Raw genomic sequence first — 19,763 nt, 5'->3', positions numbered from 1 at the left:
ATGACCCACACCATTCGCGTCGGCATCGGCGGCTGGACGTTCGAGCCGTGGCGCGGGACCTTCTATCCGGACAAGCTGAGTCAGAAGAAGGAGCTGGCGTACGCCAGCGAGAGGCTGACCTCGATCGAAATTGTGTGTGGGGCTCTACACCAAACAAATCATCAAAACTGACTGTCGGAGTGCGGAGATGATTTCCATCCTTGCGTCGTTGTTAGCCTTGGCCGTTCAGGCAGGCGCGGAGCAGCAAGCAACATCGACGTGCGCGAACATCTATTTCGTGGGTTTCCAGCGCTCCAACGCTTCAGTGGTGTCGGACGAGACGCGATGGGAAGGACTTCTCGACGACTATGACCCTTCAACGGATCTGTCGGCCGCGTTTCGCCTTTGCCCAGTCACCGGTAGCATCAAGATCGCAACCGCGTCTGGGGAGGTGACGGTCCCCCTACCAGAGGAGCCGGGAGAAGTTCACATCCTGGTGGATTCTCGCAACGTCACGGCCTCGACCGCTCGACCAACAGCGCCGCTTCTGGACTAGTAAGGCGAGCGAAACCCGGATCGCGATGAACGGAGACAGTCAGTGACGAACACCATCAGGGTTGGCATCGGCGGCTGGACGTTCGAGCCTTGGCGCGGGGTATTCTATCCCGAGAAGCTCAGTCAGAAACGCGAGCTGGAGTACGCGTCGAGCAAACTCAGCAGCATAGAGATCAACGGCACCTACTATTCGGGCTTCAAGATCGACACCTGGATGAAGTGGCGCGACGAGACGCCGGACGACTTCGTCTTCGCCGTGAAGGCCAGCCGGTTCTGCACCAACCGCAAGGTGCTGTCCGAGGGCAATGAGAGCCTGGAGCGGTTCCTGGATCAGGGGCTGACGGCGCTGGGCGACAAGCTGGGGCCGATCAACTGGCAGTTCATGGCCACCAAGAAGTTCGATCCGGTCGACTTCGAGGGCTTCCTGAAGCTGTTGCCGAAGGAGAAGGACGGCGTTCGCCTGAGGCACGCCTTGGAGGTCCGCAGTCCGACCTTCGACACCCCGCAGTTCTACGATCTGGCGGCGAAGTACGGCTGCGCCATCGTCTATGCCGAGGATGACGAGGCGCCGGAGTGGCCGAAGATCGACCAGCCGACCGCCGACTTCACCTACGCCCGGATGATGTCCTCGAAACCGGACGAGCCGACCGGCATGACCCCGGCCGAACTGGACGGGATCGCGAAACAGACGCGGGACTGGGCGAAACGCGGCGATGTGTTCGCCTACTTCATCGCCGGGGCGAAGGTACGCAATCCGGCGGCGGCGATGGCCCTGATCGACAGGCTGAAGGCGTAACGCCACAGAAGCTTGTCTTTGCGCGCAACGACCTGCGGGTTAAAGCGTAGAGAAGCAGGCGGCCCGGCAGAGGTCGCCGCCCCAGGAAAACACAAGGAAGCGCCCATGGCTCGCGTCGCACTGGTGACGGGTGGAACCCGCGGTATCGGCAAGGCGATCGTTCAGCGTCTGAAGGAAGACGGCCTGCAGGTCGCGGCCGGCTATTCCGGCAACACCGAGGCCGCCGAGGCGACCGCCCGCGAGCTGGGCGTGATGGTGGTGAAGGGCAATGTCGGCAGCTTTGACGACTGCGCCCGGGCCGTGGCGGACATCGAGGCCGAACTGGGCCCCATCGACGTGCTGGTGAACAACGCCGGCATCACCCGCGACGGCTTCTTCCACAAGATGAGCGCCGACCAGTGGTCGGACGTGATCCGCGTGAACATGGACAGCGTCTTCAACATGACGCGCCAGGTGATCAACGGCATGCGCGACCGCGGCCACGGCCGGATCATCAACATCTCCTCGATCAACGGCCAGAAGGGCCAGATCGGCCAGACCAACTATTCGGCCGCCAAGGCGGGCATGATCGGCTTCACCAAGGCGCTGGCGCTGGAGAATGCGCGCAAGGGCGTGACGGTGAACTGCATCGCCCCCGGCTATATCGACACCGAGATGGTGGGCGCGATGGACGAGAAGGTGCTGGCCGGGATTGTGGCCCAGATTCCGGTCGGAAGGCTCGGAAAAGGCGAGGAAATCGCCGACATGGTGTCGTGGCTGGCCGGGGAGCGTGCCGGATATGTCACAGGCTGCACCCTGTCGCTGAACGGCGGTCAGTATCTGGTCGGCTGACCGCAGCCTGCCCAAAATCCGCCGCGTGGCGATTCCACCAAGACACCCATGAAGTTGACGGGGAAGGTCAGAACGGCGTCGACGCCGCTTCAGACCGCGATGGCGTTCGCCGTCGCGGTGAGCGCCCTTGTTTTCGCCGCCGGTCCGGTCGTCGCCCAGGAGCGCGGCAACGCCCAGGCCGAGCAAAGCCAGGCCCTGCGCGAGCGGGGCGTGGGCACGCGGACCCTGCCCCGGGTGGGCCACTATGTGTCCGAAGCGGGCGAAGCCTTCACCCTGGATCGCTCCGGGCAGCTGCCGCTGCTGCGGTTTGACGTGCGCGACGAAACCTGGGTGCTGCGTCCGACCCCGGCGCCGCGGGGAGACGTCATCTATCGCAACGATGCAGGTCAGCAGATTCTGCGTCTGACGCCGGGCGGGGGAATAACGGTCTTCACCACCCGCGCGCCCAGCGGCTCCCCGGCCTCCTTCACCGGCCCCGGCGAGAGCCTGACGAACCCGCGACTGGGGCCCCTTCAGCTGTGGCAGCTGATGGCGCGCCGGAGCGCCATGATCAGCCAGGCGACCGGACGACTGATCTCCATCAATCTCGACGGTGAACGTTCCGAGGCGCTTTGCGTCGAGGCGCTCATCGTGACCACCGACGCCGTGATCCGCATGGCCCGTTCGCCGACGACCCGGGCGAGCCTGAACGGCCTGCGCACCATTCTGATCACCGAAGGCCGTCGGTCGAGCGTCACCTTCGCCGGCGGCGTGCTGACCGTTGAGCTGGACCCGGATCAAGGCATGGCCGGCCGCCCCTCCTCCGCCCGGGTGATCCGGGCCCTGCTGACCGAGCCTTCCCGGACACGGTAGCGTGCGCCATCCGATCCGGCCGAGCCTCTGGACCGGCCGCTTGTCGAAGCCGCGCGGACCCTGGCGTGGCGCTCTACGGAGTCGGGCCGCCGTCGTCCTATCCGGCGAAGCTGTCCTTGGCCGCCCGTCGGGCCGCGAAGTCGGCCGCATCGGCGGCGCGCAGGAACGGGTTGAAGGCCTTCTCGGCACCGATGGTGGTGGGCACGGTCGGTTCGCCCCGTTCACGCGCCGCGAAGACCTCCGCCGCGCGAGCCTGCATCTCCGGACGATCGTCCAGGCTGAGGGCGAAACGGGCGTTGGCGGCGGTGTATTCGTGGGCGCACCAGATCACCGTCTCGTCCGGCCATGAGGCCAGCCTCTGCAGGCTGGCCCACATCTGGTCCGGCGTCCCCTCGAACAGACGGCCGCAGCCGAGGGTGAACAGCACGTCGCCGACGAAGGCCAGCCCGTCGGCGACGGACCGGTAGACGATGTGTCCCAGGGTGTGGCCCGGCGCGTCGGAGACTTCCAGCACGGTCTCGCCCAGCCTTACCGTGTCGCCGCCTGCGATCGCCCGGTCCAGCGGCGCCGCCCTGCGGACCTCCTCCGGCCCGACGATCTCGCAGCCGGTCGCGGCCTTCAGCGCGGCGTTGCCCTGGGTGTGGTCGGGGTGCCAGTGGGTGTTGAGGATCAGGTCCAGCCGCCCCCAGCCGGACCGTTCCAGCTCGGCCAGAATGGCGTCGGCGTCAGGGGTGTCGACGGCCGCGACCGCCCCGGTCGCCTGATCACGAACCAGAAAGCCGTAGTTGTCGGTCAGGCAGGGGAACAGGCGGATTTCCAGCGTCATGCCGTCATTCTGGCAGCCGTCCGGCGACGGGTCTATGCTGCACCCATGCGCCGCAGCATCGACGACCTGAGACTGTTCTACGGCGAGCCCGCCGGGGCCGTGGTGCGTCGCCTGCTGGCCCGGCGGCTGGAGGACGCCTGGGGAGAGGCCAACGGCTGCGATGTTCTGGGCCTCGGCTACGCCACCCCGTGGCTGGACGCCTTCGTCGGCGCCCGCCGGCTGGCGGCGGCCATGCCGGGCGGACAGGGCGTCGAGCTCTGGCCGCAGGCGGGGAAGAACCGGACGGTGCTGGTCGACGACCGGCGCCTGCCGTTCGCGGCCGGATCCTTCGACCGCATCCTGCTGGTTCACGCGCTGGAAGAGGCGGACGACGCCCAGGCCCTGATGCTGGAGGCGGTCCGCGCCCTGGCCCCGACCGGGCGGATCATCCTGGTGGCGGCGGCGCGGGGCGGGCTGTGGGCCCGGTCGGAGAACACCCCCTTCGGTCACGGGCGACCCTTCACCCGACGGCAGCTGGAGCGACTGGTGCGTGAAGCCGGGCTGGAGCCGACGGCCTGGTCCCAGACCCTGTATGCGCCGCCCTGGGGCCCGTTGCTGCCGCTGGCCGACGGGCTGGAACAGATCGGGCGGCGCGTGCTGCCCGGGGCGGCCGGCCTGATCCTGCTGGAGGCCACGCGCCAGATGTACGCCCGCGCCCGCCCCGGCGGGGCGGTGGCGACGGCGCCCGTCCTGGCGCCCGGCCTGCAGCCGCAACCGGCGTCGCGCGCATCACGCGATCTGGCGAGACGGGCCAAACATCCGTAAAGGCGGGGACATGCAAAGACTGATCCTCATGCGCCACGCCGAGGCGGAGCGGGCGAGCGCTTCCGGCCGCGACCGGGACCGCGACCTGTCGGCGCGGGGACGGACCGACGCCGCCGCCATGGGCCGCGCCCTGGCGGCGAAAGGGCTGCGCCCCGACCTGGCCCTGGTGTCGCCGGCCAGCCGCACCCGCCAGACCTGGGACCTGGTCCATGACGCCATGGGGGATGTCGAGGTCCGGGACGATGAGCCGCTGTACAACGGCTCGGCGGACACCCTGCGCCGGGCCGTCGAGGCGGTCGAGGACGAGGCCGGCACCCTGCTGGTGCTGGCGCACAATCCGGGCGTTCACCTTCTGGCGGTCGAGTATCTGATCGAGAGCGCGGCCTCGCCGGCCATTCTCGACCGGATGAGCGGGGGCTTCCCGCCGGGCGCGGCGGCCCTGTTCACCGTCGACGTCGCCGGGCGCTGCACCTTCGAGGGTTATCTGCAGCCGCGGGACCTCGCCGGATGACCGACATCGCCTACAAGCTGGTTGATCGCGAGGCGTGGGAGCTGGCCCGTCTGGACGGCGCCTATGCCGGGTCCGCCGTCGATCTGCAGGACGGCTACATCCACATGTCGACCTCGGCCCAGTTGGCGGAGACCGCGCGCCGCCACTATGCGGGCCGCAGCGACCTGCTGCTGGTGACGGTGGACCTGACGGGTCTGGGCGAGGCCCTGAAGTGGGAGCCCTCGCGGGGCGGCGACCTGTTCCCGCACCTGTTCGCCCACTTGCCGCTGTCGGCGGCGCGTGAGGCGCGCGGCCTGTCGGTGGACGCCGACGGGGTGATGCGATTCGATGACGGAGCGGCCGGATGGGCCTGACTGATCTGGGCGCGGCCCTGCTGCGCACCCTCGATCCGGAGACGGCCCACCAGCTGGCTATCCGGGCGCTGCAGGTCACCCCCCTGCCCGCCCCGGGGGCGGACGATCCGGTCCTGCGCACCCGGGTGGGCAGGCTGGACCTGCCGAATCCCGTCGGGCTGGCGGCCGGCCTCGACAAGAACGGCGAGGCCCTGCACGGCCTGGCCCGCCTCGGCTTCGGCTTTGTGGAGTGCGGATCGGTCACCCCGCTGGCGCAGCCGGGCAATCCCAGGCCGCGCCTGTTCCGGCTGTATCAGGACCGGGCGATCATCAACCGCATGGGGTTCAACAACGCCGGTCTGGACGCCTTCGCGACCCGTCTGGGGCGACGTCCGACGCAGGCGGTGATCGGCGCCAACCTGGGCGCCAACAAGGACACCGAGGACAAGGCCGCCGACTATGTGCAGGGCCTGATCCGGCTGAAGGGGCTGGCCGACTATGTGACGGTCAACGTCTCCTCGCCCAACACGCCCGGCCTTCGCGCCCTGCAGGGGCGCGCCGCGCTGGACGATCTGCTGGGCCGGCTGGCCGAGGCGCGGGGCGAGGATCCGACGCCGGTCTTCCTGAAGATCGCACCCGACCTGACCGCCGACGAGATCGGCCTGATCGTCGAGGCCAGCCTGGACCACGGCCTGGACGCCCTGATCGTGTCGAACACCACCCTCGACCGGCCGGACAGCCTGCGCTCCCCCGACCGGGGCGAGGCCGGCGGCCTGTCCGGCGCGCCGCTGAAGTCACGCGCGACCGAGGCCCTGCGCGCCGCCGCAGAGGCCTCGGCCGGACGGCTGCCGCTGATCGCCGTCGGCGGCATCGACAGCGGGGCCGAGGCCTGGGCCCGGATCCGGGCCGGCGCCGCCGCGGTGCAGATCTATTCGGCCCTGATCTACGAGGGCCCGGGACTGGTGGCGCGGATCAAGCGCGACCTCGCGGCGCGCCTGCGGGCCGAGGGGTTCTCCACAGTGTCGGAGGCTGTCGGAACCGCCCGTTGACGGAGCGTTAGGGCCGATGCGGGATGATCTCCGGTAAGGCCGAAAGGGCCACGTTCCGGGGAGACGCATGGCGATCGCCAGTGCCGCCATCAGTACACAGACGTCCGACCCCTGGGTCCAGGCGGTTCTGCAGAGGCGAAAAGCCCTGCTGCAAAGGCTCGGCATGGCCGCGGCCAGCGCCCTGGTGTTCACCCCGCTGATCGGTTGGGAGCTGAGCCTTGCATGGGTGATCGGCTACTTCGTGATCCAGGGCCTGGATCTGTGGGTGTTCGGACCGATCCTTGACGGGAAGCAGGAGCGGCTGACCGGCCTGCGCGCCCTGACGGCGGACGTGGTCCTATTCATCAACGCCAGCTATTTTGGAAGCCTGTCCATACCGCTGTGGCTGATCGGCGGACCGATGGGGGGCATCAGCGCCGCCATGCTGCTGTCGGCCGGCGCCATCTATTCGATGATCAACGCCCCGCGTTCGCGCCGGGTGCTGGTGCTGACGGTCACGCCTCAGTTTCTCTACCTGACGACCATTCCCTTCTACATGGCGTGGTTCGGCGCCTCGAGCGGCTATGTCGCCGCCGCGGCGATCGCGGTCGGCGTTTTCATCACCTACTGCCTGTCCACCTGGCGCCGCATGAACGAGGCCCGCGCCGCGGAAAGCGCGGCCCGGATCGAGGCCGAGCAGAAGCGGACCGACGCCATCCGCATCATGGAGGAGCGCAGCGCCTTCCTGGCCGCCGTCGGCCACGACCTGCGGACCCCGATCAGCGCCATCCTGACCGGCGCGGCGGAACTGGAGCGCGGCGCCGCCGACGGCGCGGGCCGCAGCCAGGCCCGACTGATCAACGACGCCGGGGTGATGATGAAGGCCCTGCTGGATGATCTGCTGGATCACGCCAAGCTGGAAGCCGGTCACATGACGGTCGACGTCATCGACTTCGACCTGCGTGAACTGCTGAACCAGACCGTCCGTCTCTGGCGCGGTCCGGTCCGCGCCAAGGGGCTGAAGTTCCGCGTCGAGGGCGCCGCGACCATCCCGTCGGCGGTGCGCGGCGATCCCATGCGCCTGCGCCAGATCCTGAACAATCTGATCTCGAATGCGGTGAAATTCACCCAGTCCGGATCGGTGACGGTCCGGCTGAACAGCTGGATCGATGAACCCGGCGGCCATGCCGTCCTGATCGAGATCGCGGACACCGGCCCCGGCATGACGGCGGCCCAGGTCGCCCGCCTGTTCACCCCCTTCGACCAGACGCAGGACGGCGTCAGCGCCCGCCACGGCGGCACCGGTCTGGGCCTGTCGATCAGCCGCCAGCTGGCGGACCTGATGGGCGGTCGCGTGACCGCGCGCAGCCAGCCGGGCGAGGGCGCCAACTTCACCCTGGCCCTGCGCATGCAGCCCGGCGAGACCAGCCAGGCCATGACGCCCGGTCTCGACCAGGCGAGCCGCGACGTCGTGGCGCGCGTCCTGTCCAACCCCGCCCCCGCCTTCATCGCGGAGCCCGCGCCCCTCGCCGCGCCGGCCCCTGCCCCGGTCGCTGCCGAGCCGGTCGCCGTCGGGGACAGCGCCGAAGCGGTGGTGGAAGAGGCCGGGGATGACGAGGACGGTCGCCCCATGCGGGTTCTGGTCGTCGACGACCACGACATCAACCGCCGCGCCATCCAGCTGATCCTGCAGCCGCTGGGCTGCGACATCGCCACCGCCGCCGACGGCATGGCCGCGTTGAAGATCTGCGAGCAGACCGCCTTCGATCTGATCTTCATGGACGTGCGGATGCCCGAGCTGGACGGTCGCGAGACCACCCGGCGGATCCGCGCCGGGAACGGTCCGAACGCCGACGTGCCGGTGATCGCCGTGACCGCCGATACGGCCCCGGAAGACATCGCCGCCTGCACCGCGGCGGGCATGACCTATTTCGTGCCCAAGCCGATCACCCCGCCGATGCTGCTGGGGGCCATCACCCACGTGATGACCATGGCTCAGGATGCGCCGGAAGACAGGGCCGCCGCGGTCGCCTGACCCCGCACCGCCGCCAGCAGGCGGTCGGGAAAGTCCGGGGCCTTCATCGCGCACTCCCAGACGGTGATCACGCGCCATCCGGCGGCGAGCAGCGCCCCGGCGTTGGTCAGGTCGCGGGTCCGGTTGCGGTCGATCTTGGCGATCCAGTAGTCGGCGTTGGCCCTGGGCTGCCGCGCCCCGCGCGGGCAGTCATGGCCGTGCCAGAAACAGCCGTGGACAAGGACGACGGTGCGCCGCCCCTTCATCACGACATCGGGCTTTCCGGGCAGTCCGGCGCCGCCGAGGCGGTAGCCGATCCCGGCCGTGCGCAGAATGCGGCGCACGGCCAGTTCAGGCGTGGTGTCCTTCCCCTTCACGCGCCGCATGACGGCGCTGCGTTGTTCGGGGGTGAAGACGTCGGTGCTCATGACGCGCTCAAGCAGCGAGTGACGGCGTCACGAGCGATAGCGCGCTTTAGAGCTGCGCCAGCAGGTGCTCGGCCGACGAGACCTTGAACTCGCCGCCCTGCTCGATGTTCAGCTGCTCGACGACGCCGTCCTTGACCAGCATCGAATAGCGCTGCGAGCGCTCGCCCATGCCGAAGCCCTTGGCGTCCAGCGTCAGGCCGATCTGACGGGTGAAGTCGCCGTTGCCGTCGGCCAGCATCAGGATGTCCTCCTTGCCGATGCCCTGGCTGTCGGCCCAGGCGCCCATGACGAAGGCGTCGTTCACCGACACGCAGGCGATGGTGTCCACACCCTTGCCGGCGAGAGCCTCGCGGTTGTCCTTGAAGCCCGGCAGGTGGCGGGCCGAGCAGGTCGGCGTGAAGGCGCCCGGGACGGCGAACAAGGCCACGGTCTTGCCCGCGAAGATGTCATCCGTGGTGACGGGCTTGGGGCCGTCATCGGTGGCGCGGGTCAGGTTGGCCGAGGGAATGCGGTCGCCGATCTGGACGGTCATGGCAGGCTCCGAAAATGGAATGTGAGGATCAAACTCCCGGACCAGATAGGCGTTGCCGAAGGTCCCGCCAACACCTGCGTCGCCGCGCATCCTTGCGCCGTCCCGCCCGCATACCGATGATAAGGGCATGGACGACTTCCAATCCCTCGTCGGGCGGCTGCTGGTGGCCATGCCGGGCATCGGCGACGAACGCTTCGAGCACGCGGTGATCCTGGTCTGCGCCCACGGTCCGGACCACGCGATGGGGCTGCGGCTGGACCGTCCGGCGCCGGGCGTGGACCTGAAGGCCGTGCTGGACAAGCTGGACACGCCCGCCCCGGACTCGGCGTCGCGCCGCAAGGTGCTGGTCGGCGGACCGGTGGAGCGGGAGCGCGGCTTTGTCCTGCATACCGACGACTGGCTGATCGAGGACGCCTCCATGCCGTTCGGCGAGGGGCTGGCGATGACCGGCACGCGCGAGGCGCTGGCGGCGATGGTCGATCCGGCCGCCGGCCCGCGAAAGTCCGTCCTGATGCTGGGCTACGCCGGCTGGGGCGACGGCCAGCTGGAAGATGAGCTGATCGAGAACGTCTGGCTGACCGCCGAGGCCGACCCGGCCCTGATCTTCGATACGGACTACGACAGCAAATGGAGCCGGGCGGTGGCGACGCTGGGCGTCGATCCGGCGCAGCTGTCAGGGCATGGCGGGCGGGCCTAGGGGCCTACCCCTTCGCACTTTGACAGGAGCCAGCGTCCGCTGTCCGTCAGCGACGGGGATGTGGCGACCGCGACCTCGACAATGTTGACACTGGTGCGGCGACGAGACCGGTGCGTCAGAGCGGCCACCCGACCGTCAGCCCGCCCCTCGATGCGTCCGCACCAAAGGGTATTGCGCGGTCGCTGGTATCCCTCGGCATCCACGAAGTATGGCCCTTCCGTGAGATGGATGACGGCATCCGCGATGGTTGGATCAATCTCGCGTAATGCACTCTCGACAGGGGCGGGCCCCGCAACCGCCATTCTGTCCCGGACACCCCAACCCACCAGAGCGAGAGCGACGGCGAGGGCCAGAATGCGCACCCAGACGGGCGGCATGGCCCTGCTCACGCCGAGCGTTGCTTGATCGGCGCCGAGCCGTCGGCGAGGGACTCATTCAGATAGACCTCGGCCTCCTGCGCGGGCAGAGCCTGGGCGTAGCCGAAGCCCTGGCCGTAGTGGCACTGGGCGTCGAGCAGGAGCTTGGCCAGGCCGGCGTTCTCGACGCCCTCGGCGACGACTTCCAGCGACAGGTCGCGGCCCAGGTTGACGACCGATTTGACGATCTTGGCCGAGCCCTCGTCCTTGTCCATCGTCAGAACGAAGTAGCGGTCGATCTTCAGCGTATCGAACGGCAGCTTGGCCAGGTAGCTGAGCGACGAGAAGCCGGTGCCGAAGTCGTCCAGCGCCAGAGAGGCGCCGACGTCGCGCAGCTGTTTCAGGGTTTCGGCGGCGCGTGTGGTGTCGCGCATGATGTCGCCCTCGGTCACCTCGAGCTTGAGCGCGCCGCGGGGCAGGCCGGCTTCGGAAATGATGCGCTGGACATCCTCGACCAGATTGGCGCGCTCGATCTCGCCGACCGACAGGTTCACGCTGCAGAACAACTTGCCCGCCGCCGGGTGCCGGGCCAGCCATTCGGCCAGCTGACGGGCGGAGGCCCGCATCATCAGCAGGCCCAGGTCGTTCATCAGGCCCATCTCGTCGGCCAGGCCGAGGAACTCGTCCGGCGGGACCATGCCGCGCTTGGGGTGCCGCCAGCGGGCCAGGGCCTCGAAGCCGGCCACGGCGCCGGTGTGCAGGTTCACGATGGGCTGGTAGAAGGGCTCGATCTCGCCGCGCAGGAAGGCGTTGCGCAGGTCCGCCTCGAGGGCCAGCCGGGACAGGCTGTCGCTTTCCAGCGCCCGTCCATAGGCCGCGATGCCGCCGCGACCGGCGGTCTTGGCCTGCTCCACCGCCAGTTCGACCCGCCGCAGCAGTTCGGCCGGGTCGGCCGCGTCCGGACCGCCCTCGACGGTCACCGCGCCGATGGAGACGGTCGGATAGATGTCGAAACCGGCCACCCGCAGCGGCTGCTCCAGCGCCTCGCGCAGGCGTTCCGAGGCCGCCGCGGCTCCGCGCGGAATCAGGATGGCGAACTCGTCCTCGCCCACGCGCGCGGCGTTGGAGCCATGCGGGAAGGCGGCGGCGAGGCGCGAACCGAGGGCCGCCAGGACCAGGTCGGCGCGCTCGTGCCCGAGGGCCTCGTTCAGCCGGCGCAGGCGATCGACGTCGGCGGCGACCAGCTCGAACTCGCCCGGCTGGGTCAGGGTCTCGCCGGCGCGGGCCAGGAAGGTGCGACGGTCCAGCAGACCGGTGAGGGCGTCCCGATGGGAGGCGGCGAACTTGGTTTCCAGAGCCACAACCCCGGCGGCGCGCAAGCCGTCCTCCAGCCAGACGCCGCGCCAGATGCAGGTCTCGGCGTCGCGCATGCGCAGGCGGACGGCGACCTCGGTCCCCTCCTCCTGTGGCTTGAGGATCTTTTCGGCGAGGGCGCGGTCCTGGGGCACGGCCACGGCCGTGAAGGCCGCGCCGGAGCATTCGGGAGCCAGCGGCCCCAGCCCGAGCGCCCGGGTCGCCCCGGTGAAGCGCATCTGGTCATCCGCGGGGGTCCAGATCCACAGGGCCGTATCGGCGGCGGCCAACGCCTCGATGGCGGTCGTCGCGTCCCATGCCAGACTTCTGGAGCGAGTGTTCACGCGCCGAGGTTCTCCGATCCCCGGCGTCAGCCGGCGCGTCCGGTCCCGTCATTCACCCGGCCGAACAGGAGATGATCTGCCCAAGCGCCGTTAATTTTGAGATAAGCCCGGGCCCGCCCCTCCAGTTCGAACCCCGCCTTCTCAAGCACCCGTCGCGAGGCGGCGTTGTGCGGGACGCAGGACGCCTCGACCCGATGCAGGCCCAGTTCGTCGAAGGCGTAGCGCGCCAGGGTCTTCACCGCCCCCGTCGCCAGACCCCGGCCCGCGAACCGGCTGGCGACCCAGTAGCCGATGGTGCCGGTCTCGGCGACGCCGCACCGGACGTTGGACAGGGTGATCGCCCCGACCAGGGTGCGGCCGTGGTCAATGAAGATGAAGAAGGGCCAGGCGTTCCCGGCGTCCAGTTCGCGCTGGTAGATCGACAGGCGGCGGCGGAAGGCGGCCCGGGTCAGGTCGTCCTCGGGCCAGGTCGGCTCCCACGGCTGCAGATAGGCCTGCGACTCCTGCCGCAAGGTCGCCCAGGCGTCGTGATCGGACGCGCGGGGCACGCGCAGGATGACGCCTTCGCCCTCCACCACGGGACCGCCCGCGTCACTGATCCAGTCCAGAAGCGCCATCAGGCCAGACTAGTCCCGTGCGGGTCAGACGAACAGGGCGTCACGGAAGGCGGCGCCGGCCGGAGCCGCCGCCTTCGGGCCCAGCACCGCCGTGGCGGCCAGACCGGGCGACAGACAGGCCAGGGCGGCGGCGCGAACGTCGGCGGCGCCCTGGGCCAGAATGCGGTCGGCGGACACTTCCGATGCGACGGGGGCGCCGTAGATCAGGGCCTGGGCCGCGGCCCGCCCGGCGCGCGCGGCCGGGCTTTCGTCCGACATCCAGAGGCTGGCGTTCAGGACCGCCTTGGCGCGGGCCAGTTCCGCTTCGGTGGGGCCGTCGTCGGCCAGCGCCCTGAGCTCGGCCGCGCAGACCTGAGCCAGCTCGACCGCCCGGTCCGCCGAGGCGCCGGAATAGATGCCCAGCACGCCGGCGTCCTCGTAGGGCTCGTGCCAGGCGTCGATGGCGTAGGCCAGCCCCCGCTCCTCGCGGGCGCTCTGGAACAGGCGCGAGGCCATCCCGCCGCCGAGGATTTCGCTCATCAGCCGGGTCGCCGGATAAAGCGGATCGTGGGCCGACGGCGCCGGCAGCTCCAAGACGATGTTCGCCTGCTCGATGCGCCGGGTCAGGGCCGCATCGCCCCCGGTGAAGACGGGCGTGACCGGCGCCGCCGCCGGGGTGGCGACCTGGTCGCCGAACCACAGCTCGGCCAGGGTCAGCAGTTCGACCTCGTCGACCGCGCCCGACGCCGCAACCACCATCCGGTCCGGGGAATACAGGCGCGCCCGCCAGGCCGCGACCGAGGCCTTGTCGAGGGGCTTCAGGCTGGCCACGGAGCCGAGGATCGGACGACCCAGCGGCTGGTCGGCGAAGGCGCGGGTCTGGGCCATCTCGAACACGTGGTCGTCGGGCGTGTCGAAGGCCTCGGCGATCTCCTGCGCCACGACATCTTTCTCGCGGACGATCTCGGCCGGATCGAGGGTCGGGCGGAAGACGAGGTCGGACAGGACCTGCATGGCCAGCGGCAGGCCGCCCTGCAGGGCCCGGACCTCGAAGCTGGTGCGCTCGTAACCGGTGGCGGCGTTGATGGAGCCGCCGCCGGCCTCGATCCGCTCGACGATCTCGCGCGCGCCCATGTCGCCCGCGCCCTTGAACACCAGATGCTCGAGACAGTGGGACCAGCCGGAGGTGGCCTCGCTCTCCCACTTGGCCCCGCCCCGCACGGCGACGGTCAGGGCGAGGGTGCGCAGGCCCGGCATGGGATCACAGACGACGCGGACGCCGTTGGACAGGGTGTGAAGGGTAGTCAGGTCGAACTCTTTTCAGGCGTCGGGGCGCTCATCCGGCGCCGGAGCAGGGCCACGTAGGTCCCCAGCAGGGCGAGCGCCAGCCCGAACCACGTCAGCGCATAGCCGAGGTGGTTGTTGGAGAAGGCCGCCGGCGGGGCGGAGGGCTGAAGGGCCGACCAGTCCGGATTGGAGGAGGTGGTGGCGTAGAGCGTCTCGGCCGCCACGGGGCCGGACACGGTCAGGACCCTCGCCATGGCCGGCGTGTCCCGGGCGTAGAAATGCGGCCCACTGGGCGGGGCGGCCATCGGTCCGGGCGGCGGGGTATGGCGCACCTCGGCGGTCAGGTCGACCGGCGTATCGGACACGGCCACCGGCGGTCGGGCCGAAACGGTGTCGGCGACGAAGCCCCGGTCGACAAGGAAGGTCGGGCCGGCGGGATCGGGACGGCAGGCCGAAACAAGGCGCACGCCGACCTGTCCGTCCTGGACGGTCTGCAACTCCACGAACGGCGCGGACGCCAGACCCGGACAGGTCAGGGTGACCGCCCGGAACTCCGGAGCGGGCCCGGCCAGCACCTCGGCCACCGGTCGGGGCGGTTGGGCGGCCGCCGCCCCGGCCTCGGCGATCAGGGCTTCCTTCCAGTGCAGGCGCTGGACCTGCCACGTCCCCAGACCGCACAGCAGGACCAGGGCCAGGCCGGTCGCGACGGTCAGGCCCCAGGGGAAGCGGGCGCGCGGGTCAGACATGGTCGTGTTGTCCGGCCTTGTTGCGCATCTGCAGGGCGATCATCACCCCCTTGCCCGGCCGCATCAGCCCGACGGACAGACCGACCGTCAGCGGCATGGCGATGAGCAGGAGCAGCCAGATGGGCGGGTTCCACGCGATCATGGCGAACAGGGCGCTGAACACCACCAGCCCTCCGGAGATCTGCATGATGAAGATGGCGGCGCCGTCGCCGGTGTTCAGCCGGGTGAAGTCGAAGGCGCAGACCTCGCACCGGTCCACCACCTTCAGGAAGCCCGCGTACAGCCGCCCCTCACCGCAGTTGGGGCAGCGACAAAGCAGACCGGCGCGGATCGGGTCGATCCGCGCCGGTTGAGACGATGGCCCTGTCGGGCCTTCGGTCACCCGAAGACGACGTAGACGAAGGCGAACAGGAACAGCCAGACCACGTCCACGAAGTGCCAGTACCAGGCCGCCGCCTCGAAGCCGAAATGCTTCTGCGGGGTGAACTGGCCGGCCAGCAGACGCAGCAGGCAGACGATCAGGAACAGGGTGCCGATCAGGACGTGGAAACCGTGGAAGCCGGTCGCCATGAAGAAGATCGAACCGTACAGGCCCGAGTTGATGGCCTCTTCGTTGAAGAAGAGGTTCTCGTGGATGATGTGGTGGTACTCGTAGGCCTGCACTGCGGTGAACAGCAGGCCGAGGGCGACGGTGATGCCCAGACCGATCTTGGTGGCCTTGCGATCACCCTGCGCCAGCGCATGGTGCGCCCAGGTCACGGTCGTGCCCGAGAGCAGCAGGATCAGGGTGTTCAGCAGCGGCAGCTGCCAGGCGTCGAGGGTTTCAACGCCCTTGGGCGGCCAGGTCGACCAGGACTTGGCGGTGTCGGCCCAGGCGCCGATTTCCGGGATGTGAGCGCGCGCTTCATTGAAGAGCGTCATCTCGAAGAACATCCAGAAGAAGCCGACGAAGAACATCACTTCCGACGCGATGAACAGGATCATCCCGTAGCGCAGGCCGATCTGGACGACCGGGGTGTGATCGCCTTCGCGGCTTTCCTTGACCACGTCCGCCCACCAGCAGCCGGCGGAGATCAGCACGCCGGCCAGACCGGCGAAGAACAGGGCCTTGTCGCCCTTGGCCAGAAGAGCGCCCATGACGGCGCCCGAGTCGGCCGGGACCAGGCCCTTCATCCAGACGACCGCGCCGATCATCATGACCGTGACGGCCAGCGAGGACGCCAGCGGCCAGGGGCTCGGGTTGACGAGGTGGTAGTCGTGGTGCGGTGTCGCGTGCGCGTCGGCCATCGGTGTCTCTTGAAACGGTCGAGAGTCGTATTGGGGCAGGCTATAGCGCCCGCTATCCAGCCGCGCCAGAGGGTTGCGCCACTGTTTGGGCGCCGTTTGCGGCCTGCTGGAACCTGTCGGTCGGATAGAAGGTGTAGCTGAGTGTGATTTCGGTCACGCCACGGGCCTCGGCGTCGGTCGCCATTTCAGGCGCGACGAAATACTGGACCGGGAATTTTACGGTCTGGCCGGGCTGGATGATCTGCTCATCGAAGCAGAAGCACTGCAGCTTCTGGAAGTAGGGGCCGGCGCGTTCCGGCACGACGTTGTAGCCCGCCTTCGCGCTGATCGGCTGGTCCGAGGTGTTGGTCACATCGAAGAAGGCCATGCCGGTTTCGCCGATGCGCACCCGCTGGCTGACCTGTTCGGCGCGGAAACGCATGGGCAGACCGCGGACATTGGTGTCGAACCGGATGAGGACGGTTTCGTCCAGCTGGACGTCCGGGGCCTTGTCGGCCCGGCTGACCGTGCCGTTGAAGCCCGTCACCTGGCAGAACATCCGGTACAGGGGCACGGCCGCGAACGAGGCGCCGGTCATGCCCATGACCCCCGCCACGCAGATGATGGCCACGGCGTTCCGGGACAGTTTCATCGGGCGTACCCGACCGGCTCGCCCGCCGCGATCGCCGCCGTGCGGGCGTCGATGTTCCGCTTCAGGTTCAGGATGGTGACGCCGAACACGAGGATGATGAAGGCGACCAGCACGCCGGCGATGGCGTAGTTGCGCTTCTTGCGGGCGTTCAGTTCTTCGGGGGTGAGCTGGCGCATGGGTCCTACAGTCCCGGGGTGAAGCTCTCGACCAGCAGAGCGGCGAACATGGCCAGCAGGTACAGGATCGAGAAGGCGAACAGGTTGCGCGCCGGTTTGGCCTCGGCGCGGACGTCATACAATGCGGCCTCTCGCCCCACGGCCTCGGCCTTGTCCGGCTGGTCGCCGGCGCGCGAGCGCCACAGGCGCAGGGCCAGCAGCAGGAAGGCCAGCCCCCCGCCGATCGAAACCACCTGGTAGATCAGGCCGCCCATGCCGACGAAACCCGGCGCGATCGCCGCGACGAGGAAGAGGACGGTGTAGATCACGATCTGCAGCCGGGTGCTCTTCGCCCCGCGCGCCACCGGCATCATCGGAATGCCCGCCTTGGCGTAGTCGCCGGCCGAATAGAGCGCCAGGGCCCAGCTGTGCGGCGGGGTCCACAGGAAGATGATCAGGAACAGGACCCAGGCCTGCCAGGGCGCCTGGCCGGTCGCCGCGGCCCAGCCGATCACCGGCGGGAAGGCGCCCGCGGCGCCGCCGATGACGATGTTCTGGGGCGTCCGGCGCTTCAGAAGCAGGGTGTAGAAGACCGCGTAGTAGAGGATCGTCAGCAGCAGCAGGCCGCCGGCCAGCCAGTTGGTCGTCATGCCCAGCAGCATCACCGAGAAGACCGACAGGATGACGCCGAACGCCATGGCGTCGTTCTTCCGCACCCGGCCCGCCGCGACCGGCCGGCCGCGGGTGCGGCGCATCAGGGCGTCGGTCTCGCCCTCCAGCGCCATGTTCAGCGCCCCGGCGGCGCCGGCGCCGACCGCGATGCACAGCACGGCGATGGCCGAGGAGATCCAGTCCAGCGTTCCGTCCGCCACGACCAGGCCGACGACGGCCGTGAAGATGACCACCGACATCACGCGCGGCTTCAGCAGCTGGAAGAAGTCTTCCGGCTGGGCCGTGGAGATCGCGGGGTGGGCGGCGGGTTCGGTCATCGGGTCTTCTTAACGGATGAGGGCCGCCCCTGCGCAGGAGCGGCCCCCGGTTACTGTCCGGCCAGGCCGGTCTTAGTGGTCGTCGCTCTTGACCACCGGCAGCACGTTGAACTGGTGGTGCGGCGGCGGGGAGCTGAGCGTCCATTCCAGCGTCGTGGCGCCTTCGCCCCACGGGTTGGCGACGCCCGGACGGCGACGGATCGCGGCCTCGATCAGCATGATCAGGAAGACGGCGACGCCGACGATCGTGATCACATAGCCGACCGACGAGACGTGGTTCCACAGGGTGAACGCGTCCGGATAGTCGATGTAGCGGCGCGGCATGCCCTGCAGGCCCAGGAAGTGCTGCGGGAAGAACACGAGGTTCACGCCCACGAACATGATCCAGAAGTGCAGGCAGCCGAGGAACTCGTTGTACTTCACCCCGAACATCTTCTCGAACCAGTAGTAGAAGCCCGCGAAGATGGCGAACACGGCGCCCAGCGACAGCACGTAGTGGAAGTGCGCCACGACGTAGTAGGTGTCGTGCAGGCTGTAGTCGATGCCGGCGTTCGACAGGACCACGCCGGTCACGCCGCCGACGGTGAACAGGAAGATGAAGCCGATCGCCCACAGCATGGGCGTCTTGAAGCTGATCGAGCCGCCCCACATCGTCGCGATCCACGAGAAGATCTTAACCCCGGTCGGCACCGCGATGATCATGGTCGCGGCCACGAAGTAGGCGCGCAGGTTCACCGACATGCCGACGGTGTACATGTGGTGCGCCCACACGATGAAGCCGATGAAGCCGATGGCGACCATGGCGTAGGCCATGGCGAGGTAGCCGAAGACGGGCTTCTTCGAGAAGGTCGAGACGATGTGCGAGATGATGCCGAAGCCCGGCAGGATCAGGATGTACACCTCGGGGTGGCCGAAGAACCAGAACAGGTGCTGGAACATGACGGGGTCGCCGCCGCCGGCCGGGTTGAAGAAGCTGGTGCCGAAGTTGCGATCCGCCAGCAGCATGGTGATGGCGCCGGCCAGGACCGGCAGCGACAGCAGCAGCAGGAAGGCGGTGATCAGCACGGCCCAGGCGAACAGCGGCATGCGGTGCAGGGTCATGCCCGGCGCGCGCATGTTGAAGATGGTGGTGATGAAGTTGATCGCGCCGAGGATCGACGAGGCGCCCGCGACGTGCAGCGAGAAGATCGCTAGGTCCATCGCCGGGCCGGTGTGACCCGAGGTCGAGAGCGGCGGATAGATGGTCCAGCCGCCGCCGAAGCCCTTGCCCGGACCGCCGTCGACGAACATCGACAGGCAGAGCAGGATCCAGGCCGCCACCAGCAGCCAGAACGAGATGTTGTTCATCCGCGGGAAGGCCATGTCCGGCGCGCCGATCATGATCGGAACGAACCAGTTGCCGAAGCCGCCGATCATGGCGGGCATGACCATGAAGAAGATCATGATCAGGGCGTGGGCCGTGACGGTGACGTTGTAGCCGTGCTTGGAGGCCTCAACGAGACCGAGCTGGTCGATGAGACCGCCCGGGACGAAATACTGGATGCCGGGCGCGGCCAGCTCCAGACGGATCAGGCCGGACAGGGCGCCACCCACGATCCCCGCCATGATGGCGAAGATCAGGTACAGGGTCCCGATGTCCTTGTGGTTCGTCGACAGGAACCAGCGGGTGAAGAAGCCCGGCTTGTGGTCGTGATGCCCGTCGTGGTCGTGGGCGAGGTTTTCAGCTGCGGTGGCCATGTCTTTGGGGCTCTCGCGTATCGTTACTGGGCGGCCGGGGCGGCGGCGGGAGCCGCAGCCGGGGCCGGCGAGGCCGCGACAGGCGCGGCGGTGGAGG

General features: G+C 69.0%; 23 protein-coding genes and 1 pseudogene. 11 read left to right on the top strand and 13 right to left on the bottom strand.

Features of this window, described 5'->3' with window-relative positions; genetic code table 11:
- From ACLQ7T_RS11620 to ACLQ7T_RS11600, 5 genes and pseudogenes are all read left to right on the top strand, one after another.
- Window positions 1–132, top strand: a pseudogene (locus ACLQ7T_RS11620) (DUF72 domain-containing protein); the annotation flags it as partial.
- Window positions 133–187: 55 nt separating this feature from the next.
- Window positions 188–535 (top strand): hypothetical protein, encoded by a 348-nt coding sequence (locus ACLQ7T_RS11615; RefSeq protein ID WP_420479575.1) that lies wholly within the window; start codon window positions 188–190, stop codon window positions 533–535.
- Window positions 536–577: 42 nt separating this feature from the next.
- Window positions 578–1,330 (top strand): DUF72 domain-containing protein, encoded by a 753-nt coding sequence (locus tag ACLQ7T_RS11610; RefSeq protein WP_420479574.1) that lies wholly within the window; start codon window positions 578–580, stop codon window positions 1,328–1,330.
- Window positions 1,331–1,435: 105 nt separating this feature from the next.
- Window positions 1,436–2,161: an acetoacetyl-CoA reductase gene (gene phbB / locus ACLQ7T_RS11605; RefSeq protein WP_420479573.1), complete on the top strand. Its 726-nt coding sequence runs from the start codon at window positions 1,436–1,438 to the stop codon at window positions 2,159–2,161.
- 99 nt (window positions 2,162–2,260) lie between these two features.
- Window positions 2,261–3,013 carry a DUF4908 domain-containing protein gene (locus ACLQ7T_RS11600; protein ID WP_420479572.1) on the top strand — a complete coding sequence of 251 codons (753 nt, stop codon included), beginning with the start codon at window positions 2,261–2,263 and terminating at the stop codon, window positions 3,011–3,013.
- A gap of 97 nt (window positions 3,014–3,110) precedes the next feature.
- Here the strand turns inward: ACLQ7T_RS11600 and gloB are convergent, their stop codons facing one another.
- On the bottom strand, window positions 3,111–3,839 hold the full coding sequence (gloB, locus tag ACLQ7T_RS11595) for a hydroxyacylglutathione hydrolase (protein WP_420479571.1): 729 nt from the start codon (window positions 3,837–3,839) through the stop codon (window positions 3,111–3,113).
- A 45-nt stretch (window positions 3,840–3,884) separates the two neighbouring features.
- On the opposite strand from gloB, the gene ACLQ7T_RS11590 reads away from it, so the two are divergent.
- The 5 genes from ACLQ7T_RS11590 (at window position 3,885) to ACLQ7T_RS11570 (ending at window position 8,549) form a co-directional block, all read left to right on the top strand.
- Window positions 3,885–4,643 carry a class I SAM-dependent methyltransferase gene (locus tag ACLQ7T_RS11590; RefSeq protein WP_420479570.1) on the top strand — a complete coding sequence of 253 codons (759 nt, stop codon included), beginning with the start codon at window positions 3,885–3,887 and terminating at the stop codon, window positions 4,641–4,643.
- 10 nt (window positions 4,644–4,653) lie between these two features.
- Window positions 4,654–5,154, top strand: a complete 501-nt coding sequence (locus ACLQ7T_RS11585) for a SixA phosphatase family protein (protein ID WP_420471294.1) — start codon at window positions 4,654–4,656, stop codon at window positions 5,152–5,154.
- Complete coding sequence (locus ACLQ7T_RS11580; RefSeq protein ID WP_420479569.1) at window positions 5,151–5,507, top strand: DUF952 domain-containing protein; 357 nt, start codon at window positions 5,151–5,153, stop codon at window positions 5,505–5,507. Before ACLQ7T_RS11585 ends, ACLQ7T_RS11580 begins: the two co-directional genes overlap by 4 nt.
- Complete coding sequence (locus ACLQ7T_RS11575) at window positions 5,498–6,535, top strand: quinone-dependent dihydroorotate dehydrogenase (RefSeq protein ID WP_420479568.1); 1,038 nt, start codon at window positions 5,498–5,500, stop codon at window positions 6,533–6,535. The genes ACLQ7T_RS11580 and ACLQ7T_RS11575 overlap by 10 nt, the downstream gene beginning before the upstream one ends.
- A gap of 67 nt (window positions 6,536–6,602) precedes the next feature.
- A complete protein-coding gene (locus ACLQ7T_RS11570; protein WP_420479567.1) occupies window positions 6,603–8,549 on the top strand; it encodes an ATP-binding protein in 1,947 nt (648 codons plus the stop codon).
- Here ACLQ7T_RS11570 and ACLQ7T_RS11565 read toward each other — a convergent pair.
- Together ACLQ7T_RS11565 and ACLQ7T_RS11560 are read right to left on the bottom strand one after the other, a co-directional pair.
- Window positions 8,510–8,956, bottom strand: a complete 447-nt coding sequence (locus ACLQ7T_RS11565; protein WP_420479566.1) for a very short patch repair endonuclease — start codon at window positions 8,954–8,956, stop codon at window positions 8,510–8,512. The genes ACLQ7T_RS11570 and ACLQ7T_RS11565 overlap by 40 nt on opposite strands.
- 46 nt (window positions 8,957–9,002) lie before the next feature.
- Window positions 9,003–9,488: a peroxiredoxin gene (locus ACLQ7T_RS11560; RefSeq protein WP_420471289.1), complete on the bottom strand. Its 486-nt coding sequence runs from the start codon at window positions 9,486–9,488 to the stop codon at window positions 9,003–9,005.
- Window positions 9,489–9,615: 127 nt separating this feature from the next.
- Here ACLQ7T_RS11560 and ACLQ7T_RS11555 point away from each other — a divergent pair, with 127 nt between their 5' ends.
- On the top strand, window positions 9,616–10,185 hold the full coding sequence (locus ACLQ7T_RS11555; RefSeq protein WP_420479565.1) for a YqgE/AlgH family protein: 570 nt from the start codon (window positions 9,616–9,618) through the stop codon (window positions 10,183–10,185).
- Between the two features lie 385 nt (window positions 10,186–10,570).
- On the opposite strand, the gene ACLQ7T_RS11550 is transcribed toward ACLQ7T_RS11555, so the two are convergent.
- The 10 genes from ACLQ7T_RS11550 to ctaD all read right to left on the bottom strand — a co-directional run bounded on the left by ACLQ7T_RS11550 (window position 10,571) and on the right by ctaD (window position 19,666).
- Window positions 10,571–12,238 carry a putative bifunctional diguanylate cyclase/phosphodiesterase gene (locus tag ACLQ7T_RS11550; RefSeq protein ID WP_420479564.1) on the bottom strand — a complete coding sequence of 556 codons (1,668 nt, stop codon included), beginning with the start codon at window positions 12,236–12,238 and terminating at the stop codon, window positions 10,571–10,573.
- A 26-nt stretch (window positions 12,239–12,264) separates the two neighbouring features.
- Window positions 12,265–12,855 (bottom strand): GNAT family N-acetyltransferase, encoded by a 591-nt coding sequence (locus ACLQ7T_RS11545; RefSeq protein WP_420479563.1) that lies wholly within the window; start codon window positions 12,853–12,855, stop codon window positions 12,265–12,267.
- Window positions 12,856–12,879: 24 nt separating this feature from the next.
- Window positions 12,880–14,091, bottom strand: coding sequence for a M16 family metallopeptidase (locus ACLQ7T_RS11540; protein ID WP_420479562.1), 1,212 nt, complete (start codon window positions 14,089–14,091; stop codon window positions 12,880–12,882).
- A 47-nt stretch (window positions 14,092–14,138) separates the two neighbouring features.
- The gene (locus ACLQ7T_RS11535; protein WP_420479561.1) at window positions 14,139–14,867 is read right to left on the bottom strand and encodes an SURF1 family protein; all 729 of its coding nucleotides are present in this window, start codon (window positions 14,865–14,867) and stop codon (window positions 14,139–14,141) included.
- Complete coding sequence (locus tag ACLQ7T_RS11530; RefSeq protein WP_420479560.1) at window positions 14,860–15,249, bottom strand: DUF983 domain-containing protein; 390 nt, start codon at window positions 15,247–15,249, stop codon at window positions 14,860–14,862. Before ACLQ7T_RS11530 ends, ACLQ7T_RS11535 begins: the two co-directional genes overlap by 8 nt.
- Window positions 15,246–16,154 carry a cytochrome c oxidase subunit 3 gene (locus tag ACLQ7T_RS11525; RefSeq protein ID WP_420479559.1) on the bottom strand — a complete coding sequence of 303 codons (909 nt, stop codon included), beginning with the start codon at window positions 16,152–16,154 and terminating at the stop codon, window positions 15,246–15,248. Before ACLQ7T_RS11525 ends, ACLQ7T_RS11530 begins: the two co-directional genes overlap by 4 nt.
- A 52-nt stretch (window positions 16,155–16,206) precedes the next feature.
- Window positions 16,207–16,785, bottom strand: coding sequence for a cytochrome c oxidase assembly protein (locus ACLQ7T_RS11520; protein ID WP_420471281.1), 579 nt, complete (start codon window positions 16,783–16,785; stop codon window positions 16,207–16,209).
- Window positions 16,782–16,961 (bottom strand): hypothetical protein, encoded by a 180-nt coding sequence (locus tag ACLQ7T_RS11515; protein WP_420471280.1) that lies wholly within the window; start codon window positions 16,959–16,961, stop codon window positions 16,782–16,784. The genes ACLQ7T_RS11520 and ACLQ7T_RS11515 overlap by 4 nt, the downstream gene beginning before the upstream one ends.
- A 5-nt stretch (window positions 16,962–16,966) precedes the next feature.
- Window positions 16,967–17,929, bottom strand: coding sequence for a heme o synthase (locus ACLQ7T_RS11510; RefSeq protein WP_420479558.1), 963 nt, complete (start codon window positions 17,927–17,929; stop codon window positions 16,967–16,969).
- 72 nt (window positions 17,930–18,001) lie between these two features.
- Window positions 18,002–19,666, bottom strand: a complete 1,665-nt coding sequence (ctaD, locus tag ACLQ7T_RS11505; protein ID WP_420479557.1) for a cytochrome c oxidase subunit I — start codon at window positions 19,664–19,666, stop codon at window positions 18,002–18,004.
- Between the last annotated feature and the right edge of the window lie 97 nt (window positions 19,667–19,763).

Origin of the sequence: Brevundimonas sediminis (assembly GCF_048799765.1) — a bacterium.
Classification (GTDB): Bacteria; Pseudomonadota; Alphaproteobacteria; order Caulobacterales; family Caulobacteraceae; genus Brevundimonas.
The sequence above is the reverse complement of the archived record's forward strand: the minus strand, read 5'-3'. Positions and strand labels throughout refer to the sequence as shown.